At 64.0% G+C, this 25,902-nt stretch carries 24 protein-coding genes; 14 read left to right on the top strand and 10 right to left on the bottom strand.

What is annotated here, in order from left to right; all coding sequences use genetic code 11:
• Positions 1-240: 240 nt before the first annotated feature.
• Positions 241-558, top strand: a complete 318-nt coding sequence (locus ABIC75_RS00245) for an antitoxin Xre/MbcA/ParS toxin-binding domain-containing protein (protein ID WP_354011858.1) — start codon at positions 241-243, stop codon at positions 556-558.
• On the opposite strand, the gene ABIC75_RS00250 is transcribed toward ABIC75_RS00245, so the two are convergent.
• The 4 genes from ABIC75_RS00250 to ABIC75_RS00265 all read right to left on the bottom strand — a co-directional run bounded on the left by ABIC75_RS00250 (position 552) and on the right by ABIC75_RS00265 (position 3,908).
• On the bottom strand, positions 552-2,141 hold the full coding sequence (locus ABIC75_RS00250; protein WP_354011859.1) for a PepSY-associated TM helix domain-containing protein: 1,590 nt from the start codon (positions 2,139-2,141) through the stop codon (positions 552-554). The two genes, ABIC75_RS00245 and ABIC75_RS00250, sit on opposite strands and share 7 nt — an antisense overlap.
• A 15-nt stretch (positions 2,142-2,156) precedes the next feature.
• Positions 2,157-2,411: a hypothetical protein gene (locus ABIC75_RS00255; RefSeq protein ID WP_354011860.1), complete on the bottom strand. Its 255-nt coding sequence runs from the start codon at positions 2,409-2,411 to the stop codon at positions 2,157-2,159.
• Positions 2,408-2,680, bottom strand: coding sequence for a hypothetical protein (locus tag ABIC75_RS00260; RefSeq protein WP_354011861.1), 273 nt, complete (start codon positions 2,678-2,680; stop codon positions 2,408-2,410). The genes ABIC75_RS00255 and ABIC75_RS00260 overlap by 4 nt, the downstream gene beginning before the upstream one ends.
• A gap of 130 nt (positions 2,681-2,810) precedes the next feature.
• A complete protein-coding gene (locus ABIC75_RS00265) occupies positions 2,811-3,908 on the bottom strand; it encodes an OprO/OprP family phosphate-selective porin (RefSeq protein ID WP_354011862.1) in 1,098 nt (365 codons plus the stop codon).
• Between ABIC75_RS00265 and ABIC75_RS00270 the strand changes: the two genes are divergently transcribed.
• The 3 genes from ABIC75_RS00270 to ABIC75_RS00280 all read left to right on the top strand — a co-directional run bounded on the left by ABIC75_RS00270 (position 3,886) and on the right by ABIC75_RS00280 (position 7,078).
• Positions 3,886-4,038 (top strand): hypothetical protein, encoded by a 153-nt coding sequence (locus tag ABIC75_RS00270; RefSeq protein ID WP_354011863.1) that lies wholly within the window; start codon positions 3,886-3,888, stop codon positions 4,036-4,038. The genes ABIC75_RS00265 and ABIC75_RS00270 overlap by 23 nt on opposite strands.
• 323 nt (positions 4,039-4,361) lie before the next feature.
• On the top strand, positions 4,362-5,567 hold the full coding sequence (gene fabV, locus ABIC75_RS00275) for an enoyl-ACP reductase FabV (protein ID WP_354011864.1): 1,206 nt from the start codon (positions 4,362-4,364) through the stop codon (positions 5,565-5,567).
• A 92-nt stretch (positions 5,568-5,659) separates the two neighbouring features.
• A complete protein-coding gene (locus ABIC75_RS00280) occupies positions 5,660-7,078 on the top strand; it encodes a cryptochrome/photolyase family protein (protein ID WP_354011865.1) in 1,419 nt (472 codons plus the stop codon).
• Between the two features lies 1 nt (position 7,079).
• Here the strand turns inward: ABIC75_RS00280 and ABIC75_RS00285 are convergent, their stop codons facing one another.
• Both ABIC75_RS00285 and ABIC75_RS00290 read right to left on the bottom strand, forming a co-directional pair.
• Complete coding sequence (locus tag ABIC75_RS00285) at positions 7,080-8,270, bottom strand: cation:proton antiporter (protein ID WP_354011866.1); 1,191 nt, start codon at positions 8,268-8,270, stop codon at positions 7,080-7,082.
• A 62-nt stretch (positions 8,271-8,332) separates the two neighbouring features.
• Complete coding sequence (locus ABIC75_RS00290) at positions 8,333-9,808, bottom strand: MFS transporter (protein WP_354011867.1); 1,476 nt, start codon at positions 9,806-9,808, stop codon at positions 8,333-8,335.
• Positions 9,809-10,058: 250 nt separating this feature from the next.
• Between ABIC75_RS00290 and rnk the strand changes: the two genes are divergently transcribed.
• The 4 genes from rnk to gloA2 all read left to right on the top strand — a co-directional run bounded on the left by rnk (position 10,059) and on the right by gloA2 (position 14,320).
• Positions 10,059-10,469, top strand: coding sequence for a nucleoside diphosphate kinase regulator (gene rnk / locus ABIC75_RS00295; RefSeq protein WP_354011868.1), 411 nt, complete (start codon positions 10,059-10,061; stop codon positions 10,467-10,469).
• A 112-nt stretch (positions 10,470-10,581) separates the two neighbouring features.
• Positions 10,582-12,972: an NAD-dependent DNA ligase LigA gene (gene ligA, locus ABIC75_RS00300; RefSeq protein WP_354011869.1), complete on the top strand. Its 2,391-nt coding sequence runs from the start codon at positions 10,582-10,584 to the stop codon at positions 12,970-12,972.
• A complete protein-coding gene (epmA, locus tag ABIC75_RS00305; protein WP_354011870.1) occupies positions 12,969-13,925 on the top strand; it encodes an EF-P lysine aminoacylase EpmA in 957 nt (318 codons plus the stop codon). The genes ligA and epmA overlap by 4 nt, the downstream gene beginning before the upstream one ends.
• Complete coding sequence (gloA2, locus tag ABIC75_RS00310; protein WP_354011871.1) at positions 13,925-14,320, top strand: SMU1112c/YaeR family gloxylase I-like metalloprotein; 396 nt, start codon at positions 13,925-13,927, stop codon at positions 14,318-14,320. The genes epmA and gloA2 overlap by 1 nt, the downstream gene beginning before the upstream one ends.
• 68 nt (positions 14,321-14,388) lie before the next feature.
• Here gloA2 and aqpZ read toward each other — a convergent pair whose 3' ends face one another.
• Complete coding sequence (aqpZ, locus tag ABIC75_RS00315) at positions 14,389-15,090, bottom strand: aquaporin Z (protein ID WP_354011872.1); 702 nt, start codon at positions 15,088-15,090, stop codon at positions 14,389-14,391.
• 239 nt (positions 15,091-15,329) lie between these two features.
• Between aqpZ and ABIC75_RS00320 the strand changes: the two genes are divergently transcribed.
• Positions 15,330-16,655, top strand: coding sequence for an MFS transporter (locus ABIC75_RS00320; protein WP_354011873.1), 1,326 nt, complete (start codon positions 15,330-15,332; stop codon positions 16,653-16,655).
• A gap of 22 nt (positions 16,656-16,677) precedes the next feature.
• Here the strand turns inward: ABIC75_RS00320 and hflD are convergent, their stop codons facing one another.
• The 3 genes from hflD to ABIC75_RS00335 are packed head-to-tail and all read right to left on the bottom strand — an operon-like array spanning position 16,678 to position 18,936.
• On the bottom strand, positions 16,678-17,301 hold the full coding sequence (gene hflD, locus ABIC75_RS00325) for a high frequency lysogenization protein HflD (protein WP_354011874.1): 624 nt from the start codon (positions 17,299-17,301) through the stop codon (positions 16,678-16,680).
• A gap of 10 nt (positions 17,302-17,311) precedes the next feature.
• A complete protein-coding gene (gene mnmA, locus ABIC75_RS00330) occupies positions 17,312-18,439 on the bottom strand; it encodes a tRNA 2-thiouridine(34) synthase MnmA (protein WP_354013035.1) in 1,128 nt (375 codons plus the stop codon).
• Positions 18,440-18,444: 5 nt separating this feature from the next.
• On the bottom strand, positions 18,445-18,936 hold the full coding sequence (locus ABIC75_RS00335; RefSeq protein WP_354013036.1) for an NUDIX hydrolase: 492 nt from the start codon (positions 18,934-18,936) through the stop codon (positions 18,445-18,447).
• 143 nt (positions 18,937-19,079) lie between these two features.
• Here ABIC75_RS00335 and clpS point away from each other — a divergent pair, with 143 nt between their 5' ends.
• From clpS to ABIC75_RS00360, 5 genes are all read left to right on the top strand, one after another.
• A complete protein-coding gene (gene clpS, locus ABIC75_RS00340; RefSeq protein WP_019466735.1) occupies positions 19,080-19,406 on the top strand; it encodes an ATP-dependent Clp protease adapter ClpS in 327 nt (108 codons plus the stop codon).
• Between the two features lie 241 nt (positions 19,407-19,647).
• A complete protein-coding gene (gene clpA, locus ABIC75_RS00345; RefSeq protein ID WP_354011875.1) occupies positions 19,648-21,915 on the top strand; it encodes an ATP-dependent Clp protease ATP-binding subunit ClpA in 2,268 nt (755 codons plus the stop codon).
• Positions 21,916-22,206: 291 nt separating this feature from the next.
• Positions 22,207-24,114, top strand: a complete 1,908-nt coding sequence (locus ABIC75_RS00350; protein WP_354011876.1) for an ESPR-type extended signal peptide-containing protein — start codon at positions 22,207-22,209, stop codon at positions 24,112-24,114.
• Position 24,115: 1 nt separating this feature from the next.
• Positions 24,116-24,982, top strand: coding sequence for a hypothetical protein (locus ABIC75_RS00355; protein WP_354011877.1), 867 nt, complete (start codon positions 24,116-24,118; stop codon positions 24,980-24,982).
• Positions 24,942-25,808, top strand: coding sequence for a YadA-like family protein (locus tag ABIC75_RS00360; RefSeq protein ID WP_354011878.1), 867 nt, complete (start codon positions 24,942-24,944; stop codon positions 25,806-25,808). The genes ABIC75_RS00355 and ABIC75_RS00360 overlap by 41 nt, the downstream gene beginning before the upstream one ends.
• The last annotated feature ends 94 nt before the right edge of the window (positions 25,809-25,902 follow it).

A 25,902-nucleotide genomic window follows, 5' to 3' on the forward strand; every position in this document is an offset into this window, starting at 1 on the left:
GCCACCCTGGCCTTTCGGTTACCACCCAAAAGTCTTAGGCGCCGTACCCTGCGAATTCACGCAAATTCAGCATTTGCTTGAGCATGATCGGGTCGCACGGTGGGCATCCGAGCGATGGCGCCGAGCACGAGCACGACGGGCTCAGGGAAGAGCGCCAGGCGTCCAGGCGTTCTCCCGCGCAACGGGCAGGACGATCCGGGCGACATCACCGGACGGCGTGGGGGAAAAGGGAGCGAACGCATGCGCAAGGTTACGATCAGGTTTCAGGACGTCGCCACCGAACTAGCCCAGATCAACGCGTTGCGTGATGACGTGATGGAGCGCGCCTTCATCATGCTCGAGCAGCGCCACGACACGCTCGCCGCGATGCTGGTGCAAAGCCTGGGCGATCGCCAGCGTGCCGTGCGCTGGATGTGCCGTCACCAGAATGCCTTCGACGGGCGCACCGCGTACGAACTGCTTGCCGATGGCGAGGCGGATACGGTGTGGGACGAGATCGCGCTGTTGAGCGATGCACCGGTGTCGGCGCGCATCAACGCGGTGCGCATGGCTTACTGAGAGCGCTCGGTCCCCATCGATACGTCGCGCGTCGGTTTGATCGCCCACACGCTGTTGGTGTCGCCCGTGCGTGCGCGTCGCGTGGCGGCGCGCGCGAACAGCGCAAAGACACCACCTATGGCGATGCCGGTAAGGTCCACGCCGATCACGCGCCACGCGAGCGGCGACCACTCGTGCGTCATCGCCGATGCGTTGGCCGCCAGATCGACCAGCGCCATCGCGATGGTCAAGGCCGCGGTCGCCCACAGCAATTCGATGGTCGCCTTTGCGATGGGGCGCAGGCATGCATACGCGCAGGCACTAAGGAAGATGCCGTAGCAGGCCGCGCGCTGCGGCACGCCCGCGTCCACGCCCATGCGCACGGCGATCCATGTGGCCACGAATGCGCCGGAAATGGCCAGACAGGTGCCGATGCATACGCCCACCGTGGCGCGCGCCATCACCAGCGTCTTGCGCGGCTGGTCGGCGTGGCGTCGCTTGCGGCGCGATTCGATGTAGAGCAGGTTGCCCGAGTAGAACAGGAACGCGCCGGCCAGGCCGAGGATGAAATAAAGCCACTGCACCGTGCGTCCGCCGAAGCTGCCGAAGTGCAGGCCGAACAATGCGGCGTAGCTGATGCCGTTGAGGCTGTAGCGGTTGCCTACGTACGTGGCCAGCACGGTGCCGTCATGCGCGGACATCGCCACGGTGCCGTACGAACCGAGCGTGTGCTGCGAAAGGCCGCGCACCTCGGCCACCGCGTTGCGATCACCGTAATGCACGAAATGCATGTAGTCGGGCTCGAAGGTGGTCACGCCGCTCTTCAGGGCCTCGGCGCGCGCGCGTTCGATCAAGGCTTCCGTGGAAAGCATGCTGGCGGAGGTGCCGCTCACCGTCACGGCCGGAGTGGTGTTGGTGGCCTTGCCAAAGGCGTCGAACAGCTTGCCGTCGAACGCCACCGTGTTGAGCGCCGCCAGCGTGATGCCGAACAGGCAGAACAGCGCGCCAGTGACCGCGAAGATCACGTGGAACGGAAGACTGATCACGCCGATGGCGTTGTGCGCATCCTGCCAGAGCCGCTTGAGGTTGCGTCCCACACGCATGGCGAAGAGATCCTTCACCAGTTGCGGCAGATGAATGAGGATGCCCGAGAGCAAGGCCAGGCCGTAGATCACGCTGACGATGCCCATCAGGTACAGGCCGATCACCGGCAGTCCCAGCGAGTCGTGCAGTGCATAGACGAAGTCGGCCAGCTCGTTCTCCGCGGCATCCGTGCTCGGCGCGTCCACCTGGCTGGCGGTGGCGAAGCGGCTGACGTCCTTGGCTTCCCAATACGCATAGGCGGCATGCGAGCTGTCGCGCGGCAACACGATGCCGAAGTCCGCGCGTGCATCGGGATGATGGCTCAACAGGCGTTCGATCAAGGCGTCGTTGGAGGCCTTGGCGTCGGCCGCTGCAAGCCACGGCGGGTTCTGCCAGGCGGCGATGTCGTCGTGGAATACGGTGAGCGCGCCGGCATAGAACGCGACGAACAAGGCGAAACCGGCGAGCAGGCCGGTCCAGGTGTGCACTGTCTGGAACGTGCGGATGGTGGCGGGCTTCATCGAAACTTCCCTGTATCAGCCGGGCAGGCGCATGAGCCACAGCGCGGCAAAGACAACGACATTGGCGCCACCCATCACCAGCCAGGCGCGCGTGCCATTGCGAAACACGTAGGCGCCGGCCATGAACGCCGTCCACAACGGGAAGAACAGGATGAGCGCCGGAATGAGGAACGCCTCGCCGTGCGCCGGCAACACATACAGCAGCAGCGCGAGCAGCAGGGCGGCGAGCGGAAAGCCGAGCAGGGTGCCGGCCAGGCAGCGAGCGATCATGATTCGCCGGCTTCCATCGCGCTGGTGCGCCACCATGCGAGGTAAGGCAGGAGCACCCAGGTGAGCATCAGCGTAGTCAGCGCCGCCGTGATACCCGGGCCCACGCCGGCGTCGTACCACCAACTGCCGGTGCCGGACGCCACGAGCAACCAACCCGCCAGCCTCGCTAAGGCCGGCAATGAAGAGGCGCGCAGCCGCTGCTTCGCGCTGGCCAGGTAGACCAGCACGGCGCCCGACAGGGTCAACAACAGGGCAAAAAGGGTGATCACGTCGGCGCCTTGAAACCGTCTTTGCGGAGCTTACATGTTGAGAATTATTCTCATTTGATAACGGCGCTGTCAACCGCATCGGCGGCGGAATCGGCCTTCTTGCGCCGTTTTGCCGCGATCGCGGGGATGCTCAGAACTGATATTGGAAGCGACCGACGATGGCCGTCGGATGCTTGCCATCATCCGGATTGCCCGGCTTGTTGAGATCGATCGCGTGCACGAGATTGGCCGACAGCCGCACCGACTTGTCCAGGTACCAGTTCACCCCGATCGTGACGTTGGTTTCCTTGCCGCCCACCACGTCGCGGTTGTTGAGGTCGGTCATGCTCAAGCGCACGTCCACTTCCAGCGCACCGCCGCCGTGCCCGTTCCATGAGGCATGCGGAACCACCGGACCGAAGGTGGCGTTGCTCTCGCGGTAGTTGCGGCTTTCGCCGGTGATCATCCAGCTGGCGTAGCCGTACCAGCCGCGAAAGCGCAGTGGCGGCAGGCCGTTGTCGCGTTGCAGATGGGCTTCCATGTATTCGCCCTGCCAGGAGAACGGGCCGGCCACGTGGGCCACTTCCAGTCCGTAACGCTGCACCTTGTTCGAACCGGTGATGGTTCCGGTGTCAAGGAAATAGTCATCCGAAGAAAGCGCCACTTCGGGTGCCGACTGGAAGTGCTGGTCGTTGTCCGGCCCGGCGCGTCGCGTGGAGTAGTCGACGGCGAAGTGGTAGGGGCCGTTTTCGGATGTGAGCAGGTAAGCCAGCCGCCCGGTGAGCGCCACGCCGCGTTGCGTGCGGCCCTCGTCCTTGCTGCCCGCGGTGTAGAAGCCGTAGCTCCATATCCACGGCCCATGGAAATCGCTGGAGGTGATGCCCACGCTGCGACTCGGCGCCAGCGCATTGGTGGTGGCGCGTTCGAGGAAGGTGGTGTTGCGGAAGCTGCCGAACTGCTCGATGCCAAAGGGTTCCTGCTGGTTGCCGATGGTCACCACACCGAAATAGCGGGTTTGCTTGCGCACGTAGACATCCTTCAATTCGAGTCGGCCATCGACCAGCTGGGCATCGGCGTAGAACAGCCAGTCGAAACGAAACATGTGCTGGACGCTGATGTCGGCGCGCCGCACGGCCAGGGTCGTGTCGTTCAATGCAGCGCCGGCGTTGTTGGCGGCGTCGACCATCACGTAGCCGTTGATCTGGTTGTGGATGACCGGTGTCTCGATGCCTCCCTCGAAGGGCCGCATCAACGAAATCCGGCGCAGGGTATTGAGCGCGGCGTTGCTGTCGCCGCCCGTCGAGCTTGCGGGTGCGGGTGTTTCCTCCGGGGTCGATGCCGCCGGCGAGCTTGACGTGTCCGCCGGCCTGGTCGGCTGATGGACGCAGCCGCAGGCCACGGCGCAGCTGATGCTCGCTGCGAGCCAGGTGCGCGCATGGCAGGACAGCGTTCTGCGCTCCCGGGTGGCCATGATGTGCAAGGTTCCCGTGTTCCATGTCGGCGTGGGCGTGATGCCCGCTCGGCGCCTGTGGCCTGGCGGGCCGCCCATGCATCGTGCAGGGATTGTGAGGCCCCCATCCGTGGCTCCGCCTCCGAAAAACTACTGTCGCGGCGACGTGACGGGCCGCGATTCCCTACGGGAGCGCATGGCGGGGCACGCGGGTTAATATGGCGGTTTGCAATGCCTCCCAGGAGTCCTCGAGTGATCATCAACCCCAAGGTGCGTGGTTTTATCTGCGTGACGGCCCATCCGGTCGGGTGCGAGCGCAACGTGCTCGATCAGATCAACACCACCAAGGCGCAGGGCGACCTGGGCGAGGGTCCCAAGCGCGTGCTGGTGATCGGCGCCTCCACCGGCTACGGCCTGGCCTCGCGCATCACCGCCGCCTTCGGTTATGGCGCGGCCACGCTGGGCGTGTTCTTCGAGAAGCCCAGCAGCGAGACCAAGACCGGCACCGCGGGTTGGTACAACTCCGCCGCGTTCGATAAGTTCGCCAAGGAAGCGGGCCTGTTCAGCCGTTCGATCAACGGCGACGCGTTCGCCAACGAAACGCGCGAGCGCGCGATCGAGATCATCAAGAACGAGATGGGCGGCAAGATCGACCTCGTCGTCTATTCGCTGGCCTCGCCAGTGCGCAAGCTGCCGGACACCGGCGAAGTGGTGCGTTCCTCGCTCAAGACCATTGGCGAAACCTTCACCGCCAACTCGATCGACACCAACCGCGACACGGTGATCCAGGCCTCGGTGGAACCGGCGACCGAGCAGGAGATCAAGGACACCGTCACCGTGATGGGCGGCGAAGACTGGAAGCTCTGGATCGACGCACTGAGCAAGGCCGGCGTGCTGGCCGACCACGCCAAGACGGTGGCCTATAGCTACATCGGCACCGAGATCACCTGGCCGATGTACTGGCACGGCACGCTGGGCCAGGCCAAGCAGCATCTGGACAACACGGCCAAGCAACTGGTCGCCGAACACAAGGCCGAGCATCTCGACGCCTACGTGGGCGTGATGAAGTCGGTGGTGACGCAGGCCAGCGCGGCCATTCCGGTGTTGCCGCTGTACATCGCCATTTCCTTCCGCGTGATGAAGGAAAAGGGCATCCACGAAGGCACCATCGAGCAGATCAACCGCCTGTTCCGCGATCGCATGTATCGCAAGGATCACCAGCCGACGGAAACGGACAGCGACGGCCGCATCCGCCTCGACGACTGGGAACTGCGCGAGGACGTGCAGAAGGAATGCAAGGCGTTGTGGCCGACGGTCACCACCGAGACGCTCAACGAACTGACCGACTACGCCGGCTACAAGAGCGACTTCCTGCACCTGTTCGGCTTTGGCCGCAACGATGTGAACTACGAGGAAGACGTGAACCCGGATCGTCGTTTCGACGTAGTCGAGCTCTAAGCGCACGACACCGGATGCCGTCGTCGCGACGGCGTCCGGTATGGCCCAAAGACGAGGCATACAAGGCGGCACGCGCTCACTAAGCTGCCGCCATGAGCACCGCTATCGTCTGGTTCCGCCGCGATCTTCGCCTCGCCGACCATCCCGCACTCAGTGCCGCCGCAAAGGGGCACGAACACCTCATCCCGCTCTACATTCATGCGCCCCACGAAGATGGCCGCTGGCCTGCAGGCGCGGCCAGTCGATGGTGGCTCCATCACTCGTTGTCGCGGCTCGACGCCCAGCTGCGCGAACACGGCAACGCGCTGCATCTCGCGCAAGGCAACAGTCTCGACGTTCTTCGTGAGTTGATCAGGCGAACGGGCGCAACAGCGGTGTACTGGAGTCGCCAGTACGAACCCGAGGCCATTGCGCGCGACAGCGCCATCAAGGCTGCCTTGCGCGAGCAGGGCATCGACGTGCACAGCTTCAACGCCTCGCTATGGTGCGAGCCATGGCAGATCGAAACCCGGCAGCAAGGGCCGTATCGCGTCTTCACGCCGTTCTGGCGCAGCCTGCGACCGCAGCTTGAAACGCCGCGGCCTTTGCCGGTGCCATCGTCCCTGCGTGGTATCGACGTGGCTGGCAGCATGCCGCTCGATGCACTCGCCTTGCTGCCGCGCATCCGCTGGGACACCGGCATGCAGGAGACCTGGCAGCCGGGCGAGCAGGGGGCGCAGGAATGGCTGGACATCTTCATGGACGATGCGGTGAGCGATTACGCCCGCGCGCGCGACCTGCCTGCGCGACACGGCACGTCGCGGTTGTCGCCGCATCTGCATTTCGGCGAGATATCGCCGCGACAAATCCATCGCCAGCTGGCCGATCGCGTCGCCGATACCGATGCCCGCCGACGCCCGGACATCGAGCCGTATCTGCGCGAACTGGGCTGGCGCGAATTTGCGCATCACCTGCTGTATCACTTTCCCAGGACGCCCATCGACAACTTCAACGAGCAGTTCGACCGGTTTCCCTGGGCCCGAAAAAGCAGCAAGGCCATCGAACGCTGGCAGCGAGGCCTCACCGGCATTCCGTTGGTGGACGCGGGCATGCGCGAGCTATGGCATACCGGCTGGATGCACAACCGCGTGCGCATGATCGTCGCCAGTTTCCTGTGCAAGAACCTCAGGCAGCACTGGCACCACGGCGCGGCTTGGTTCTGGGACACGCTGGTGGATGCCGACCTCGCCAACAACACCATGGGTTGGCAGTGGGTGGCCGGCAGCGGCGCCGATGCCGCGCCGTATTTCCGCGTGTTCAATCCGGTGACGCAGGCGCAGAAGTTCGATCCCGAAGGGCACTATCTGCGTCGCTGGTTGCCGGAGCTTGCTTCGGCACCGCTGCCGTTGCTGCACGAGCCGTGGAAGGATGCATCGCTGCTGCAACGTAGCGGTTATCCTGCGCCCATGATCGACCTGGGTGAAACGCGGCAGGCCGCGCTCGATGCCTATCGCATCATGCGCAACGCCTAGGTCAGCGCGCCTCGTCGGCGGAGTGCACCGCGCGGCGAAGCATCCATGCCAGCACCGGCGGCGTGACCATGGCCGTCAGCAGCGACATCGCCACGATGATGGCGTAGATGCGGTCGGTGAATACGCCCGCGGACAGGCCGAGGCTGGCGATCACCACACCCACCTCGCCGCGCGGCACCATGCCGAAGCCCACCACCGTGGCGCTGCGAGCGCCCAGCGGCAGCGCACCGAGAAAGCCGCCGATCAGCTTCGAGGCGATGGCGATCAGCGTAACCACCACGAGCATCATGATCGCTTCGCCATTGGCCAGCTGGTGCAGATCGATCTTGCTGCCGGTGATCACGAAGAAGAACGGCGTGAGCAAGGCCAGCAGCGGCTGCGTCTGTTTCTCCAGTGAGTGCTGCTGGCGTGTCTCCGAGGCGATCATGCCGGCCAGGAACGCGCCGATGATGGCGGCCAGGCCGAACAGCGTCGAGACATAGGCCAAGCCAAGGCAAAGCGCCAACACGATGGCCAGGGCGGAGTGCGGGCTCGCGGGCTTGTCCAGCCAGGTGGAATTCCAGCGCATGACGCGCGCGCCGCCGATGCCGATGACCGCGATGAAACCTATCGCGCCCGCCAGCACGGCCAACAGATGCACCACATCGACGCCTTCGCCGCCTTGCACCGACACCACCACGCCGAGCAGCAGCATGGCCAGGATGTCGTCGATCACGGCCGCACCAAGAATCACCTTGCTCTCGATGCGCTGCAGTACGCCCAGCTCCTGCAATACACGCGCGGTGATGCCCGCGGACGTGGCCACGAACGCTGCCGCAATGAACATCGATCGGCTCCAGTCGAAGCCGCTGGCATGCGCCCACACGCCGCCCATGCCGAACGGCAGCAACACGCCGAGCACGCCGACGATGAAGGCGACCTTGCCGACCTTCTTCAAATCCTCGAGCCGTGTTTCCAGGCCCACGGAAAACAGCAGCAGTACCACGCCGATCTCCGCCAGCACGTCCAGCGGCGTGCCCGACGCGACCTGGTCAGGCGTGATCCAGCCGAGCAGGGAAGGGCCGACCACGCAGCCTGCCGCGATCTCGCCTACCACGCCGGGAAGCTTCAGGCGTTGCGCGATCTCGCCACCGATCTGCGCAGCGATGAAGACGATGAACAGGGTGAGCAGGATGTCGCTGGCGTGATGCATGCGAAGGAACGCGGCGGCAGTCGGATGCCACGCATGCTACATGCTTGGGACGGGGCGTGCGTTCAGTCGGTGGTGTGTGGTGAGCGTGGCGAGCTGTCGGCACGCAGGCGGCTGAACACCCAGCTGGCCGTGGCCGTGACGATCGCCAGCAACAGCACCGTCCAGCGGAAGGCGGGTATGTAGTCGTCGTGCGCATGGCCTTGCAGCAGCGCTTCCATCAGCAGCGAGGCGAGCGCGATGCCGAAGCTCATCGACAGGTATTGCGCCGTCGACGCCATCGACGAGGCCTGCGAGGCGTACTTTACGTCCAGGTCGTTGTAGATCAGCGTGTTCATGGCGGTGTACTGCATGCCCATGAAGCCGCCGTAGACGAACACCATCAGCGCGATCACCCACATCGGCGAACTCTTGCCGAGCAAGGCGAATGCCGCCAGCATCACGGCGACCACCAGCGTGTTGGTGAACAGCAGCTTGCGATAACCAAAGCGTTGCAGCATGCGATTGATGCCCCACTTGGCGGTGATCGAACCCAGCGCCTGCGGCACCATCATCAGGCCGGCCATCAACGGCGACCAGCCGCAACCCACCTGCAGGAACAACACCAGCAGCAGGAACATGCCCGACACGCCAAGTCGCGTGAACAGGTTGCCGGCCAGCGACACCCAGACGCTGCGCACGCGCAGCAGGCTGAGGTCGGCCACCGGATGATCGTTGCGGCGGCTGTGCCACACATAGGTGGCGCCGAACACGATGGCCAACACGCCGTAGATCGCGATACGCACCCACTGGCCACCGCCGCCGCTGGCCACTTCCGAGGCCGTCAGCAACATGGCCGACGCCGCCGCAAACAGCAGGAATCCCAGCAGGTCGAACGGATGCACGTCGTCGAGACGGTAGTCGGGCATGTCGCGGCGGTTCATCCACATGCCGACCATGCCCACCGGCACATTGATGAGGAAGATCAGTCGCCACGAGGTGTATTGCGCCAGTGCACCGCCCAGCAACGGGCCGAGCACGGAACCGAGCAGGCCCACCGTTGCCACCGTGCTCATGGCTTTCACGAAATCGCGCTTGTCGATGCTGCGCACGAGCACGTAGCGACCCACCGGCATCAGCGCCGCGCCGCCCAGGCCTTGCAGCACGCGCGCGGCCACGAGTTGCGGCAATGTCTGCGCGATGCCACACAACAACGAACCCACGGTGAAGGTGGCGATGGCCAGCGCAAAAATGCGCCGCGTGCCGAAGCGATCGCACAGCCACGGGCTGGCCGGAATGAAGATGGCCAGCGTCAGCACGTAGCTGGTGAGTGCGGTGCGCATGCCCAGTGGCGTGACGCCAAGCGCTTCGGCCATGGCGGGCACCGCCGTGTTGACGATGGTGGAGTCCAGCGCCTGCATGAAGAACGCGGCTGCCACCAGCCATATCAAGCCGCGATAACGCTCGCGGGAGGATTCCTCCGGCGGCGCGGGAACCGGCGCCTCCTCGCCCGGCGGGGGCACGGGAAGGTTGGTTTCGGTGGCGGCTAAGGTCTCTGGCATGTCCCTCCATGATAGCTGCTATGGCAGCTTGCTTTTGATGATCGCTGCGTCCAGAGTCGGCTGCGTTTCATCTTTGGGCGACGCATGTGCGCGCCACGTCAACCGCAAGGCAGCGGGCAACGGTTTCACGAGCGGAGATGAACGTAAACAGCGATGAAACGAGCGCGCTGGGGCGGCACCGTCCCGGCGCGTCGTCTTTTGCGATAGCACGCGGATCGACGCAGCCCGCGTCCACACGACAGGAGTCAACATGAGCAGCAAGCCACCCATCGTCATTTCCTCGCTCGATCTCAATCGCATCGAAGCGCTGCTGGAACGCATGCCGCCCGTGGAGGTGGCGCAATACGAGGGACTGCGCAGCGAGCTGGATCGTGCGGACGTGGTGGACTCCTCAGCCATTCCGGCGGACGTCGTCACCATGAATTCGGTGGTCACCTTCAAGGACGAGGATTCCGGCGACGAAGTCACCATCACGCTGGTGTATCCGTCCGGCGCCGGCGTGCCGGGCACGGTATCCATTCTTGCGCCGGTAGGCAGCGCGTTGCTCGGGCTGCGCGTGGGCCAGCACATTCAATGGCCCACGCCGGATGGCCGCCGACGCCAGCTGTGCGTGCTGGAGATCGAATACCAGCCTGAATCCTCCGGCGATCTGCATCGCTGAGGGCATCCGCGCAGGTTCGTGCACGCGCCCTTCACGACGCGGGCGCCATTTGCGACGGAGTGGTCAGAAGCGAGCCGGGACTGGGTAAACTTCCGCTCATGAGGACACCCGCATGAGCCAGAGTCAGGCCACCGATTGGCGCGCCCAGGCCGCCGAACTGCGCGACACGATCGAACGCGCGAACTACCGCTACCACGTACTCGACGATCCCGACATCACGGACGCCGAGTACGACCGCGCCATGCGCGCGCTGGAAGCCCTGGAACAGGCGCATCCGGAACTGGCCACGCCCGACTCGCCCACGCGGCGCGTCGGCGCGCGGGCGCAGGGCGGTTTCGCCGAGGTGCGTCACGTCATTCCCATGTTGTCGCTCAACAACGCCTTCGAGCAGGATGGCGATGGCGACCGCGAGCGCTTCCGCGAAGTGGCCGAGTTCGAGCGACGGATCGAACAGACGCTGGATCGCCGCAACCCCGTGTTCTCGGTGGAACCGAAGCTCGATGGCCTGGCCATCAGCCTGCGCTACGAAGACGGCGTGTTCATGCAGGGCGCGACGCGCGGCGATGGCGAAACCGGCGAAGACGTCACCGCAAACCTGCGCACCGTGCGCGCGATTCCGCTGCGCCTGCGCGGCGAGGGTTGGCCGCGTGTGCTGGAAGTGCGTGGCGAAGTGATCATGCTGCACAAGGATTTCGAGGCGTTCAACGCGCACGCCCGCGAGCACGGCGAAAAGACGCTGGCCAATCCACGCAATGGCGCCGCCGGTTCGCTGCGCCAGCTTGACCCGGCCATCACCGCACGCCGCAAGCTGAGCTTCTTCGCCTACGCCGTGGGCGACGTGCAGGACGGCGAGTTGCCGTCGACGCATTCGAAAACCCTTGCGAAGCTCCGCGACTGGGGTTTTCCGGTGTCGCCCGAAGTGGATACGGCCAAGGGCTTCGACGGCCTTGTGGCCTATTACCGCCGCATCGGCGCCAAGCGCGACAAGCTCCCTTACGACATCGACGGCGTGGTCTACAAGCTGGACGACTATGAAGGCCAGCGCGCGATGGGTTTCGTGTCGCGCGCGCCGCGCTGGGCCATTGCGCACAAGTTCCCGGCGCAGGAACAGACCACCACGGTCGAGGCCATCGAGATCAACATCGGCCGTACCGGTGCGGCGACGCCGCTGGCGCGATTGAAACCCGTGCAGGTGGGCGGCGTCACGGTGAGCAACGCCACCTTGCACAACGCCGACCAGGTGGCGCGACTGGATGTGCGCGTGGGCGACACGGTGATCGTGCGACGCGCCGGCGATGTGATTCCCGAAGTCGTGCGCGTGATGCTGGATCTTCGTCCGCCGCACACGCAGCCCTGGCAGATGCCCACGCACTGCCCGGTGTGCAACTCCGCCTTGTTGCGCGAAGAGGGCGAGGCCGTGTGGCGTTGCTCGGGCGGACTCATCTGCGCCGCGCAACGCAAGGAGGCGCTGATCCATTTCGCCGCGCGACGCGCCATGGATATCGACGGCATCGGCGAACGTTTCGTGGAAGCGCTGGTGGATTTCGGTTACGTGCACACGCCAGCCGATCTCTACTCGCTGACGCTGGACGATTTCCTGGAGATGAAGCGCCGCGCGGACGAGCGCGACGGCACCACGCCGGAAACCGTCAAGCAGGGCAAGGTGGCCACCAAGTGGGCCGAAAACCTGATCGAGGCGATCGCGGCCAGCAAGCACACCACCTTGCCGCGTTTCCTGTTCGGGCTCGGCATCATGCACATCGGCGAAAGCACGGCGAAGACGCTGGCCGCATGGCTGGGCAACCTGGCCGTGATCCGTCGCATGCCGGCGGCGCTGCTGCGCGTGCTGCCGGATGTTGGCGATGAAGTGGCCAAGTCCATCGCGGGCTTCTTCGCGCAGGAAGGCAACCAGAAAGTGGTCGATGCCTTGCTCGCATCTGGCATCGTGTTTTCCGACGAGACCCATCCGTCGCCCAAGCTGCGCCAGCGGCTCGACCTGGCGGTGCTGCTCGACATGGCGGGCGTGAACAAGCTTGGCCCCAAGAGCACGAAACTGCTGGCGGAGCACTTTCCTTCGCTGGACAAGCTGGTCGCGGCCGGTCCCGCGCATTGGGTCACGGCCGGCCTGCCATCGGCGGCATCGACCAATCTGGAAGCGTTCCTGGCGGACAAGGACAACCTGCAGCAGTTGCGCGATGCAGATGCCGCCATGTGGGAACTGCTCGACGCGATTCCGAAGACCACCAAGACTGCGGCGCTGCCGCTCGAAGGGCAGACCATCGTGCTCACCGGCACGCTCGCCTCGCTCAGTCGCGACGAAGCGAAGGAGCGGCTGGAAGCCCTTGGCGCCAAGGTCTCCGGTTCCGTGTCCAAGAAAACCAGTTTCGTGGTGGCGGGCGAGGCGGCCGGTTCCAAGCTCGACAAGGCGCAGGAACTGGGCGTGGAGGTGTGGGACGAAGCACGCCTGCTCGAACTGCTCGCCACGCATGAGGGCGGGGCATGAATCTGCACATGGCCGGACGCCTGCATCTGCGTGCGCGCCTGTATGCGCTGATCCGTGCCTTCTTCGCCGAACGCAACGTGCTCGAAGTGGAAACGCCGATCCTGTCGGCGGCAGGCAACACCGATCCGAACATCGAAAGTTTCCACGCGGTCTTCAGCGGTCACGTGGACGCCGGCGCGCGCACGCGCTGGATGCGTACTTCGCCGGAATATCCCTTGAAACGGCTGCTCGCTGCGGGCGTTGGCGACTGCTACGAGCTGGGGCGCGTGTTCCGCAATGGCGAAGCGGGCGGCCGCCACAATCCCGAATTCACCATGCTCGAGTGGTATCGCGTGGGTTGGGATCATCGCCGGTTGATGGGTGAGACCATCGCACTCGTCGAGGCCGCGCTGGCGATGACGGGCGCGCGGGCCGAAGTGTGGATCGAGGGCTATCGCCAGTTGTTCATCGACGAACTCGGCATCGATCCGGCGCATGCGCCCATCGCGCAACTGCAGGTGCCGCTCGAGGAATTCAACATCAACCCCGACGGGCTGACGCGCGATGACTGGCTCGACCTGCTCATCACGCATCGGCTGCAGCCGTCGTTTCCCGCCAACCGCATCACCGTGATTCACGACTATCCCGCCTCCCAATGCGCGCTGGCGAAAGTGCGGCCGGGCGACCCGCCGCTGGCGGAGCGCTTCGAGTTGTATCTGGGGCGTTACGAACTGGCCAACGGTTATCACGAACTCAACGACGCCGCGGAACAGCGTCGTCGTTTCGAGCGCGACAACGAGGTGCGTCGATCACGCGGCCAGCCCGTGATTCCGATGGACGAGAATCTGCTCGACACGCTCGATGCCATGCCCGATTGCGCCGGCGTGGCGCTCGGCATCGAGCGTCTGCTGATGTGCCTGGTGGGCACGGACGCTATCGCCGACGTGCTCACTTTTCCCTTTGCGGAGGCGTAATGACGTCGACCTTGTTGCCTGCCATCCATCACGTGGCGCTGATTTGTTCGGACTATGCGCGATCCAAGGCGTTCTACACGCAGACGCTGGGCTTTCGCGTGATTCGCGAGGTGTACCGCACCGAGCGCGACTCTTGGAAGCTCGATCTGGAAGTGTCGCCGGGCGTCAGCCTCGAGCTGTTCTCGTTTCCCTCGCCACCGCCGCGTCCCTCGCGACCCGAAGCGCAGGGCTTGCGCCATCTCGCGTTTGCGGTGCCGGACGTGGACGCCGTCATCGCGACGCTGCGCGAGCACGGCGTGGCGTGCGAGCCGGTGCGCGTGGATGAGTTTACGGATCGGCGCTTCACCTTCTTCGCCGATCCGGACGGGTTGCCCATCGAGTTGTACGAGGCGTAAACCTCTCGCAGAAAAAAACCAGCGGCTGTTCACGCCGCTGGTTTTCGAGGTTCAACGATGGTGGGCGCTCAGTCGTGCCAATCCAGCAGGTGGCGATAGATCAGGCCACCCACCACGCCGCCGATCACGGGGATGACCCAGAACATCCACAGCTGGCCCATGGCCCAACTGCCCTGGAACACAGCCACCGCCGTGCTGCGGGCAGGATTGACCGAGGTGTTGGTGATCGGAATGGAGATGAGGTGGATAAGGGTGAGCGCGAGGCCGATGGCCAGCGGCGCGAAGCCGGTGGGTGCGAGTTTATGGGTGGCGCCGTTGATCACGATGAGGAAGAACGCCGTGAGCACGAACTCGGCGACCATGCAGGCCTGCAACGAATACTGCCCTGGCGAATGTTCGCCATAACCGTTCGAGGCAAAACCGCCGGTAACCGGATCGAACACCGGCCTGCCGCTGGCGATCAGGTAAATCGTGGCACCCGCTGCGATGCCGCCCACGACCTGGGCGATCCAGTAAGGGATCACATCCTTGGCGGGGAAGCGGCCGCTGGCCCACATGCCTGCGGTCACGGCAGGGTTGAAGTGCGCGCCGGAGATATGGCCCACGGCGTACGCCATGGTGACCACGGTGAGGCCGAAGGCGAGGGCGACGCCAGCAAAACCGATGCCCAATTCAGGGAAAGTTGCCGCGAAAACCGCACTGCCGCAGCCGCCAAACACCAACCAGAACGTGCCGAAAAGCTCTGCTCCCAAACGCTTGCCCATATTCATGGGGACTCTCCTTGCCGGGTTTTCAGGGAATGGCTCGAGCGCATCCATGCGTGACTTCCACAACGATCCTGATGTGAAACAGGTTCTTAGTGCATGGCTCGAGTGGCCATAGGCTAGCAAAGTTGGTTGGCAGGGTAGTGCTGCCAAGTTCTGGGAATGGTGAAGGCTGACGTACCGAAGAGCCTTTTCCTTTGTGTATGCTGCTCCGTCGCTCTCGTCTGGCACTGCAGGATCCTTCGATGACGCAAGCTTTCCCGACCACGCCGACCCTGGCTTCCCCTGATCGTCGCATGGGGCCGCGTGATATCCAGACGTTGTTGCTTGCCTCATTGGGCGGTGCGCTGGAGTTCTACGATTTCGTGGTGTTCGTGTTCTTCGCGTTGCCGCTGAGCCATCTGTTCTTTCCGCCGGACACGCCGCAATGGCTGGCGCAGCTGCAGACGTATGCCATTTTCGCCGCGGGCTATCTGGCCCGGCCGTTGGGCGGCATCGTGATGGCGCACTTCGGTGATCGCCAGGGGCGCAAGCGCATGTTCACCCTGAGCGTGTTCCTCATGGCGCTACCCACGCTGGCCATCGGTCTGCTGCCGGTGTACGCGTCGGTGGGGTTGCTGGCGCCGTTGCTGCTGCTGTGCATGCGTGTGGTGCAGGGCGTGGCGATTGGTGGCGAAGTGCCGGGCGCCTGGGTTTTCGTGGCCGAACACGCACCGCGCGGACGCGTGGGCTTTGCGTGTGCATGCCTTACTTCGGGCCTCACGGTTGGCATTCTCATCGGCTCGCTCACGGCGGCATGGATCAACCATCACCTCGCGCCCGCCGATGTGTTGCGCTGGGGTTGGCGCCTGCCGTTCCTGCTGGGCGGCGTGTTCGGTTTCATCGCGGTGTGGCTACGCCGCTGGTTGAGCGAAACACCGGTGTTCGCCGAGCTGCATGCTCGCAAGGCCTTGAGCGAAGGATTGCCGTTGCGCACCGTGCTGGCCGGTCATGGCGTGAGCGTGGCGATCTCCATGGCGGTGACGTGGATGCTCACCGCGGCCATTCTCGTATTGATACTGGGGCTGCCCAATCTGGTGCAGAAATCGTTCGGCATTCCTGCGGACGAGGCCTTCCTCGGCAACAGTGTGGCGGCGTTCTGCCTGGGGCTGGGATGCGTGGCATTCGGCTGGCTGGTGGATCGCATCGGCGCGGCCTGGGCACTCATTGCCGGCTCGGTGGCGCTGGTGATCGCCACCTACGTGATGTTCGGCGACCTGGCGGCAGGTGGCGCGCATTTCCTGCCGCTGTATGCGCTCACCGGGTTCCTGGTCGGCACGGTGGCCGTGGTGCCCACCATCATGGTGGCTGCGTTTCCGGCGCCGATCCGTTTCTCGGGCATTTCCTTTGCCTATAACGTGGCCTATGCCGTGTTCGGCGCAAGCACGGCGACTTTTATCGGTTATCTCGCCGGAACGTCGGGGCGAATGGCGGCAGCCCACTACGTCACCATCACCGCGGCGGTTGGCGTGGCGGTGGCCGTGTGGCTGCTGGTGAAAGGGCGGGGCAGGGCCGAGTTGACGACTGAATAAGCGTCGCGGCCACGCCGCGCGCTCAGGCGTTGTTGATGGTCGACCCGGTCAACAGGCCGCGCGCCAGCATGCTGCACTGCTTGCGATAGAGCAGCATCTGCCATTGACGGCCGCCCAGCTGCCGCCACAGCACGGCGGAGCGTACGGCGGCCAGCAGATTGGTGCGCACCTTTTCCACCACCGCAGGCTGTTGCAGTTGTTGCGGATTGCCGGTGACCATCACGCGCGGCTTCAGCGTGGAAAGCGTGTTGGCATAGAGCTCGGCAAGGCGCTTCACCACCTGCGGCGAGTCCGCGCCGAAGTGTTCCACCTGGCGCTGCGCGGCCACGATGCCCTGTTGCAGGCGATCCAACAGATCGCTGCGGCGGGACAGGCTGCGCTCCAGTCGCATCACGGTGAAGGCCATGCGCGTCACCGCGACATCGCGGTTGTTTTCGTCGAGCAGGGTGATCAGCTGGCGCAGGCCCAGCCGAACGGCGGCGACGTCGCCGTAGACGCTTACCACCGACGGCGCATCGATGCGGAACACACTGGCCATGCTCGATGCCATGGCGATGTCGTCGCAGCGGCCGTCGTTGGCCAACTGCTGGGCGAGCGTGGTGGCCTGGAACAAACCTGCCAGGGCCAGCACGCGCTCTTCGTTCATGGCGAAAACTTCAAACACCGGTGAGGGACTCTGAAAGAAGGGGAGCAGCGGCATCATTCCAGCCGCCGAAGGGAGCGTCGGTGCGGTCGATCACGGCACCGCCGAGACAGGCCTCGCCGTCGTAGAACACCACCGACTGGCCGGGGGTGACCGCACGCTGGGGTTCATCGAACACCACTTCCAGCCCGTCATCGCGCACAAAGACCTCGCAAGCCTGGTCCGCCTGGCGATAGCGGGTCTTGGCGGTACAACGGAAGTGTTTCGCTGGCGGCTCACCGGCTACCCAGGTGGGCGGCTCGGCGTGCAAGCGACGCGAATAGAGCCAGTGGTTCTCGCCACCCTGCGCAACATACAGCACGTTGCCGGCCACGTCCTTGCCGACGACGTACCAGGCGTCGCCGCTGGCCCCGTGGCGTCCGCCGATCCCCAGGCCGTTGCGCTGGCCCAGCGTGTAATACATCACGCCCTGATGCTCGCCCACGGTTTCGCCCTCGGGCGTGCGCATGGGGCCGGCCTGCGCCGGAATGTACTGGGCGAGGAAGCTGCGGAAATCCCGCTCACCGATGAAGCAGATGCCAGTGGAATCCTTCTTCGCGTGCGTGGGCAGAGCGGCGTCGTGGGCCATCTGGCGCACCAGTGGCTTTTCGATCTCGCCCACAGGGAACAGCGTGGCGCTGAGCTGCTGCTGGCCAAGCGCGTGAAGGAAGTACGTCTGATCCTTCGCCGCATCCACCGCGCGCAACAGGCGGTACTTGCCCTCGTGGAAATCCACGCGGGCGTAATGGCCGGTGGCGATCTTGTCGGCGCCGAGCGCGCGTGCCTCGTCCAGGAAGGTCTTGAACTTGATCTCGCGGTTGCACAGCACGTCCGGATTCGGCGTGCGACCGGCGCGGTACTCGGCCAGAAAGTGCTCGAACACGCCGGCCCAATACTCGGCGGCGAAATTGCGCGCGTGGAACGGAATGCCCAGGCGGCCGCACACGGCCAGGGCGTCCTTGCGGTCCACGTCGGTGGTGCAGGGGCCGTCGCGGTCGTCTTCTTCCCAGTTCTGCATGAACAGGCCTTCGACCTCGTACCCGGCCTCCTGCAGCAGCAGGGCGGCCACCGAGGAATCGACGCCGCCGGAGACACCCAGCATCACTTTCACGGGTAACGATCCTCGGCAAGGAGGCTGTGCAGCATATCCAGCGGGTAGCGCTGGCCGGATAGCCAGGCGTCGATGCTCATCAGCACCAGCGGGCTGCGCAATGTGTCACCGAGTGCCGCAATTTCGTCGCGGGTGAGCCAAAGGGCGCGTCGAATGCCCTCATCCAGCCCGCGTGAAGGGTCGTGACCTACCGCCCGCGCCGCGAAACTGAAACGCACCACGCCGTCGCCGTGCTCCGTGCTGCGCCACTGGTGGACACCGAGCAGGTGCTCCACGGCCACCGTCCAGCCGGTTTCCTCCAGCGTTTCGCGCACCGCGGCGGTCACCAGGCTTTCCTTGTCATCCAGATGACCGGCCGGCTGGTTATAGGCAAGGCGGCCGTTGACCTCCTCTTCGACCATGAGGAAGCGGTCGCCATCGGCAACCACGCAGGCCACGGTCACATGCGGGCACCAGACTTGCAGGGGAATCGGAGAGAAATCGGCCATGGGGGACATATGGCGACGAAGCAGGCACTGGAAAAGCGGCCATTGTGCCATCACCTGAAGGCGATCTGCCTTCGCCGGTGGCCGCGGGAGCATCCCCGGTGCCCGGCGCTATACTTTCCCCCAAGGAAAACTTACGTAGAACCATGGCTCACGAACCCGAACACGAACAAGGCAGCGGTCACGGCCTGGCGCTGGAAACTTCCCGACCGGAAGTGGCACGCCCGCCGCTCTTCCAGGTGGTGCTGCTGAACGACGATTTCACGCCGATGGATTTTGTGGTCGAAGTGCTGAGAAGCTTCTTCAATCTGGACCAGGAACGTGCGGTGCAAGTAATGCTGCACGTCCATACACGCGGAAAGGGAGTCTGCGGGGTGTTTACCCGGGAAGTCGCGGAAACCAAGGTGACCCAGGTGAACGAATATTCACGTGCCCATCAGCACCCTTTGTTGTGCACTATGGAAAAGCTCTGAGCGGCAGAATCGAGTGAAATGACGAGGTCGCCGAGGGATGAAACGAAGCCGGCCCAAGGTAGTCCCTAAGCAGCAGTGCACCGCGGCTTGCCGGTCTGCCTTTGCGGATGGTTTGGGAGCCTTCACACATTCCCCCTCGTTCCCGGCGCCTTCTGGCATGGATATTGAAGAGCTTTCCAGCACCCCCATTTCGTAGCTATCGGGGCGCGCGGCGCCCAGCCACACAGCGGAGTAGGTCCGGATGTTCAGCAAGGATCTCGAAGTCACCATCGGCCAGTGCTACAAGCAGGCCCGCGAGCAGCGTCATGAATTCATGACGGTGGAACACCTTCTGCTTGCCCTTACCGAAAACCAGTCGGCCCTCGGCGCACTGCGCGCCTGCGGCGTCGACCTGCCGCGCCTGACGCGTGAGCTGGAAAAGATCATTGCCGAAACCGTACCGGTACTGCCGCACGGGGACGAGCGCGATACCCAGCCTACCTTGGGCTTCCAGCGTGTACTGCAGCGCGCGGTGTACCACGTGCAGTCTTCCGGCCGTAAGGAAGTCACCGGCGCCAACGTGCTGGTGGCGATCTTCGGCGAAAAGGATTCGCACGCCGTGTATTTCCTGCACCAGCAGGAGATCACGCGTCTGGACGTGGTCAACTACATTTCGCACGGTATCGCCAAGATCGGCGACGAGCCGTCCACCAGCATGCCCGGTTCCGAGCGCGAAGCCGAAGACGGCGAGCCCAAGGGCAACCCGCTCAGCGAATACGCCAGCAACCTCAACGAGCTGGCGCTGGAAGGCAAGATCGACCCGCTGATCGGCCGCCAGGACGAAATCGAGCGCACCATCCAGGTGCTGTGCCGCCGCCGCAAGAACAACCCGCTCTACGTGGGCGAAGCCGGCGTAGGCAAGACGGCCCTCGCCGAGGGCCTGGCCAAGCGCATCGTGGACGGCGACGTGCCCGAGGTGCTGGAAAACGCCACCATCTGGTCGCTGGATCTGGGCGCGCTGGTGGCCGGCACCAAGTACCGCGGCGATTTCGAGAAGCGCTTGAAGGCGGTCATCGGCCAGCTCAAGAAGCAGCCAGGCGCCATCCTGTTCATCGATGAGATTCACACCATCATCGGCGCGGGTTCCGCCTCGGGCGGTACCATGGACGCGAGCAACCTGATCAAGCCCATGCTGGCGTCGGGCGAGCTGCGCTGCATCGGTTCCACCACGTTCCAGGAATTCCGCGGCATCTTCGAGAAGGATCGCGCGCTGGCGCGTCGCTTCCAGAAGATCGACGTGGTCGAGCCCACCGTGGCCGACAGCCTCGAGATCCTCAAGGGTCTGCGCTCGCGCTTCGAAGAGCATCACAACGTCACCTACACCAGCGAGGCCCTGAAGGCCGCGGTGGATCTGTCGGTGAAGCACATTCCCGATCGCCTGCTGCCTGACAAGGCCATCGACGTGATCGATGAAGCCGGCGCGCGTCAGCGTCTGCTGCCCATCGACCAGCGCACCGGCAAGATCGACGTGCCTGAGGTGGAATACATCGTCGCCAAGATGGCGCGCATTCCGGCCAAGCAGGTCTCTGCCTCCGATCGCGATGTGCTGAAGAACCTCGAGCGCAACCTCAAGATGGTGGTGTTCGGACAGGACCAGGCCATCGAGGCGTTGTCGGCATCGATCAAGATGGCGCGCTCGGGACTTGCCGATCCGGCCAAGCCCATCGGCTGCTTCCTGCTCGCCGGCCCCACGGGCGTGGGCAAGACGGAAGTGACCAAGCAGCTGGCCATGCAGCTGGGCATCGAGATGATCCGCTTCGACATGTCCGAGTACATGGAAGCGCATTCGGTGTCGCGCCTGGTCGGTGCGCCTCCGGGCTACGTCGGCTTCGACCAGGGCGGCTTGCTTACCGAGGCGGTCACCAAGCATCCGCACGCGGTGCTGCTGCTGGACGAAATCGAGAAGGCGCATCCGGATGTGTACAACATCCTGCTGCAGGTGATGGATCGCGGCGTACTCACCGACACCAACGGTCGCGAGGCCAACTTCAAGAACGTCATTGTGGTGATGACCACCAATGCGGGCGCGCAGCAGGCATCGCGTCGCGGCATTGGCTTCGTCAAGCAGAATCACTCGATGGATGCGATGGAGGTGATTCGCCGCATGTTCACGCCGGAATTCCGCAACCGCCTGGACGCCATCATCCAGTTCAACGCGCTCGACTTCGATCACATCCTGCGCGTGGTGGACAAGTTCCTCATCGAACTGGAAGCCCAGCTCAGCGAGAAGCATGTGAGCCTGGACGTCGACGCTGATGCCCGCCGCTGGTTGGCCGAGCATGGCTTCGATCCGCAGATGGGCGCGCGTCCGATGGCGCGTGTCATCCAGGAGAAGGTGAAGCGTGCGCTGGCCGACGAGCTGTTGTTCGGCAAGCTGGCCGAAGGCGGCAAGGTGCACCTGAGCGTGACCGATGGCGAGCTGGTGGTAACCACCGAGGCCACTGAAGCCGTGCCCGCAACGATCAATTGATTCACCCGTTGTAATGGCGGAGGACGCCAGCAAAAAGGCCGCGCTTTGCGCGGCCTTTTTGCTTTTATTCATATCGACCAACGATGCGCGGCGCTACGAAAAGGCGCCAGCGCCCATGGATTTCAGGCAGACGTTGAAAGCGCAAAGTGCGCCATTGGAATGGCGACGCCATAAATTATGTGCGGCATAGGAATGTTCCGATGTAAGTGATTGGCTCAAAAAATCAGTATGTCCAGTCATTAGCGAACGAATCGTTCGCCCACTGTCTGACATCGTTTCCTGAGGCCATTCATGAATACCGTTTATCGCATCGTCTGGAATGCAGTTGCCGGCAATTGGGTCGTGGCTTCAGAACTGGCTAAGGGACGCAGGAAGTCCGGTAGCAGTAAGCACATGGCTGTCGCCGCCGTACTGGCGACGGGCATGCTAGGCGGTCTTTCGGGCACGGCGCATGCCGCCGTCGGCGTGAACGGCAATCCGCAGGAAACTACGGGCAGCTGCAAGGTAACCTCTGACGACGGCAGCGTCACATGGACTGTCATCACCGGTGCCAACTGTCTGGTGCCGAGCGGAACCTCGGCCAGCGGCCAGGGTAATCCTGGCGCCAACGCCATCTTTTACGCCTCCAACCTGACCAACGGCAGCGAGGACTCGCTGAACCTGGGCGGCTACCTCGACGTGTGGAAGACCGCCACCTTCCATAGTGCCGTCAATATGAGCGGCCAGAAGATCACGAATCTGGCCAATGGCACGCTGGCCAGCGACGCGGTCAATCTTTCTCAGCTCAATGCGGCACAGGCGCATTACTACAGCATCAATGACGGCGGCACGCAGGGCGGCAACTACACCAACAGCGGCGCGGCAGGTGCGGGTTCGATAGCCGTCGGCGTTGGCGCCTCAACAGCTGCTGGTAGCGCCAACTCCATGGCCATGGGTAATGGCGCCTCGGCCACTGGCACATACAACACCGCAATCGGCGCGGGCGCATCGACACCAGGGGGTGCCGTGTATGGAAACTATGCCACCGCCGTGGGCGCAAACGCCACAGCCAACCTTATGTATGACACCGCGATTGGCGCCGGCGCTGTTGCGAACAGCAGTGGCTGGACAGGCGCTCCAACGGGGGCTGTGGCTGTGGGGGCGCAGGGCAGCGCAATAGGCAACAACTCAATCGCAATCGGCCAGAGCGCGTCTGCAACAGGGAGCACCAGTCTTGTAATAGCGCCCAGACCCGACGGCTCATCTGTCACCTTTGTGGGCTCTGGGACTGCCATTGGCAGTAACTCATTTGCCGGTATGGGTGGTGTCGCTTTCGGCTCAGGAGCAAATGCAAACGCAACCATTTCGACTGCATTCGGGTTGGGCTCCAGTGCCACTGCGGCGGGGGCGACGGCACTCGGTGGTGGAACGTTGGCGCAGGGCAGCTATTCGCTCGCAGCCGGCGAGGCATCTGTGGCCTCCGGCAATTATTCGATTGCCGAGGGCAAAAGTGCCTGGGCCTCCGGCACCGAATCGATTGCAATGGGCCGAAAGTCCATCGCGAGCAACACAGATGCGATGGCTCTCGGCGCAAATACTTCTGCCACTGGCGTCAATAGCCTTGCCATGGGCAATGGCGCGCAAGCCTCCGGCACGAGCAGCATCAGCATCGGCACGGGCAACCTGGTCAACGGTAATAATTCCGGCGCGCTTGGCGATCCGAGCACGATCAACGGCAACAACAGCTACTCCGTCGGCAACAACAATACGATCAGTTCTGATAATGCCTTCGTCATGGGCAACACCGTCAACGTTGGCACTGGCCTCAATGGTGCTGTCGTATTGGGTAACAATTCGACAGTGGCTGCGGCTACGGCAACGCCGGGTGCGACCATCGGCGGCAATGCTTTCACCTTCGCGGGCGGCGCGCCGGCAGCTGGCGACGTAGTGAGCATCGGTTCCTCCACCGCACCGCGCCAACTTCAGAATGTCGCGGCCGGTCAGCTCTCTGCAACCTCGACGGACGCCGTCAACGGCAGCGAGCTTTTTGCAACCAATCAGCAGGTGACTACGAACGCGACGAATATCGCGAACAACAACCGCGGCTGCAGCTCTGGGTGGTGGCACGTCTTACGATCCGGCGACGGGCGCGCTGTCGAAAACCAGTTTTGGCCTGACTCATGCCAACGCCATCGCGGGGTCCAGCGGTGCAGCTTCTAACGTGGGCGAGGCCTTCGACAAGGTCGATGCCGCACTGGGCGCAGTCAACCAATCCGTGGTCGATATCAGCAACCAGTTCAACAACGGCACGGTGGGTCTGGTGCAGCAGGCGGCCGCCGGTGCCGACCTGACGGTGGGCAAGGATACCGATGGTGCAGCGGTGGACTTTGCCGACAAGAACGGCAATACCCGCACGCTGAAGAACGTCACGGCCGGAGTGAACGACACCGATGCGGTGAACATGTCGCAGCTCAACGCGACCAACGCCAACGTGACGCAGAACACCGCCGACATCGCGGGTAACACGACGTCCATCAGCACCCTCAATACCCAGGTGACGCAGAACACCAAGGACATCGCCGGCAACACCAGCTCGATCAACACCCTGAACACCAACGTGGCCCAGAACACCAGCGACATCACCACCATCAACGGCCAACTGGCTGATGCGGTGATGTACGACTCGTCCACGCACGACAAGGTGACCCTGGGTGGCGCCAGCGCCACGGCGCCGGTGCAGCTGACCAACGTGAAGAACGGCGACCTGTCGGCGGCCAGCACCGATGCGGTCAACGGGTCGCAGCTGTATGCGACCAACGCTAACGTGGCGCAGAACACCTCGGATATCGCGGGCAACACGACGTCGATCAATGCCATCAATACGCAGGTGACGCAGAACACCAGCGACATTGCCGGCAACACCGGCGCGATCAACACTCTGAACACCAACGTCGCACAGAACACGTCCGATATCGCCGGTAACACCGTGTCAATCAACACGTTGAACACCAAGGTGGCCCAAAACACCAGCGACATCACCACCATCAATGGCCAACTGGCCGAACCAGCTCGACAGCCGCGTGGGTAACGTCGAGAACAGTCTCAGTAACGTCACCAATACGGTCAACAACATGACCAACAACGTGACGAATGGTCAGAGCGGCATGTTCCAGGTCAGCGCCGACAGCAACGGTACGCAGCCGGTGGCGTCGGGCCAGCGCGCCACGGCAGGTGGCAACGGCGCAGTGGCGTCGGGTAGCAGCAGCACGGCTGTGGGCAACGGGGCACAGGCGACGGGCAGCAACAGCGTGGCAGTCGGCGCTGATGCCGTGGCCGACCGCGACAACACGGTGTCGGTGGGTTCGGCAGGCAAGGAGCGTCAGATTACCAACGTGGCAGCCGGTACGGCCGACACGGATGCGGTGAACGTGTCGCAGTTGAAGTCGGCGGGCGTGGTCAATGGCGATGGCTCGACCAATAAGGCCGTCACCTATGACAACAACACCGACGGTACTGCCAGCGTCACGCTGAATTCCGGTGGCGACCCGACCATCATCCATAACGTGGCGGCGGGTCGGGTGTCCTCGGACGCGGCCACGGTGGGTCAGGTGAACGATGCCATGCAGCAGACGGCCAACTGGGCGAAGAACTACACCGATCAGGCGGTCACCAATGTGAGCCGCCAGGCGCGTGCCGGTAGTGCGTCGGCCATCGCGGTCGCCAGCCTGCCGCAGGCGTACCAGCCCAGCCAGAACAGCGTGGGTGTGGCCTTCGGTACCTACCAGGGTCAGAACGCGGTGTCCGTGGGTATGTCCGCCATCTCGGAAAGCGGTCGCTATATCGTCAAGTTCAGCGCCACCGGTTCGCAGCACGGCGGTGGGGGCGCGGGCATTGGTGCGGGTATGGTCTGGTAAGTCCCGGTCTTCGCTTACCGGAAGAGGCGGCGCCGTAGCGATACGGCGCCGTTTTTTTGTGGCACACCGGTACGGGACAAAAGAAAAGGCCGCG

Source organism: Dyella japonica, from assembly GCF_040545895.1.
In the GTDB taxonomy this organism is placed as follows: domain Bacteria; phylum Pseudomonadota; class Gammaproteobacteria; order Xanthomonadales; family Rhodanobacteraceae; genus Dyella; species Dyella japonica_D.

Bases quoted from the DNA above. Each gene is read 5' to 3' on its own strand.
- ABIC75_RS00245 (WP_354011858.1), top strand. From the start codon at position 241: ATGCGCAAGGTTACGATCAGGTTTCAGGACGTCGCCACCGAACTAGCC.
- ABIC75_RS00250 (WP_354011859.1), bottom strand. From the start codon at position 2,141: ATGAAGCCCGCCACCATCCGCACGTTCCAGACAGTGCACACCTGGACC.
- ABIC75_RS00255 (WP_354011860.1), bottom strand. From the start codon at position 2,411: ATGATCGCTCGCTGCCTGGCCGGCACCCTGCTCGGCTTTCCGCTCGCC.
- ABIC75_RS00270 (WP_354011863.1), top strand. From the start codon at position 3,886: ATGCCTCCCTCGAAGGGCCGCATCAACGAAATCCGGCGCAGGGTATTG.
- ABIC75_RS00265 (WP_354011862.1), bottom strand. From the start codon at position 3,908: ATGCGGCCCTTCGAGGGAGGCATCGAGACACCGGTCATCCACAACCAG.
- ABIC75_RS00280 (WP_354011865.1), top strand. From the start codon at position 5,660: ATGAGCACCGCTATCGTCTGGTTCCGCCGCGATCTTCGCCTCGCCGAC.
- ABIC75_RS00285 (WP_354011866.1), bottom strand. From the start codon at position 8,270: ATGCATCACGCCAGCGACATCCTGCTCACCCTGTTCATCGTCTTCATC.
- ABIC75_RS00290 (WP_354011867.1), bottom strand. From the start codon at position 9,808: ATGCCAGAGACCTTAGCCGCCACCGAAACCAACCTTCCCGTGCCCCCG.
- rnk (WP_354011868.1), top strand. From the start codon at position 10,059: ATGAGCAGCAAGCCACCCATCGTCATTTCCTCGCTCGATCTCAATCGC.
- ligA (WP_354011869.1), top strand. From the start codon at position 10,582: ATGAGCCAGAGTCAGGCCACCGATTGGCGCGCCCAGGCCGCCGAACTG.
- epmA (WP_354011870.1), top strand. From the start codon at position 12,969: ATGAATCTGCACATGGCCGGACGCCTGCATCTGCGTGCGCGCCTGTAT.
- gloA2 (WP_354011871.1), top strand. From the start codon at position 13,925: ATGACGTCGACCTTGTTGCCTGCCATCCATCACGTGGCGCTGATTTGT.
- aqpZ (WP_354011872.1), bottom strand. From the start codon at position 15,090: ATGAATATGGGCAAGCGTTTGGGAGCAGAGCTTTTCGGCACGTTCTGG.
- ABIC75_RS00320 (WP_354011873.1), top strand. From the start codon at position 15,330: ATGACGCAAGCTTTCCCGACCACGCCGACCCTGGCTTCCCCTGATCGT.
- hflD (WP_354011874.1), bottom strand. From the start codon at position 17,301: ATGAACGAAGAGCGCGTGCTGGCCCTGGCAGGTTTGTTCCAGGCCACC.
- mnmA (WP_354013035.1), bottom strand. From the start codon at position 18,439: ATGCTGGGTGTCTCCGGCGGCGTCGATTCCTCGGTGGCCGCCCTGCTG.
- ABIC75_RS00335 (WP_354013036.1), bottom strand. From the start codon at position 18,936: ATGGCCGATTTCTCTCCGATTCCCCTGCAAGTCTGGTGCCCGCATGTG.
- clpS (WP_019466735.1), top strand. From the start codon at position 19,080: ATGGCTCACGAACCCGAACACGAACAAGGCAGCGGTCACGGCCTGGCG.
- clpA (WP_354011875.1), top strand. From the start codon at position 19,648: ATGTTCAGCAAGGATCTCGAAGTCACCATCGGCCAGTGCTACAAGCAG.
- ABIC75_RS00350 (WP_354011876.1), top strand. From the start codon at position 22,207: ATGAATACCGTTTATCGCATCGTCTGGAATGCAGTTGCCGGCAATTGG.
- ABIC75_RS00360 (WP_354011878.1), top strand. From the start codon at position 24,942: ATGGCCAACTGGCCGAACCAGCTCGACAGCCGCGTGGGTAACGTCGAG.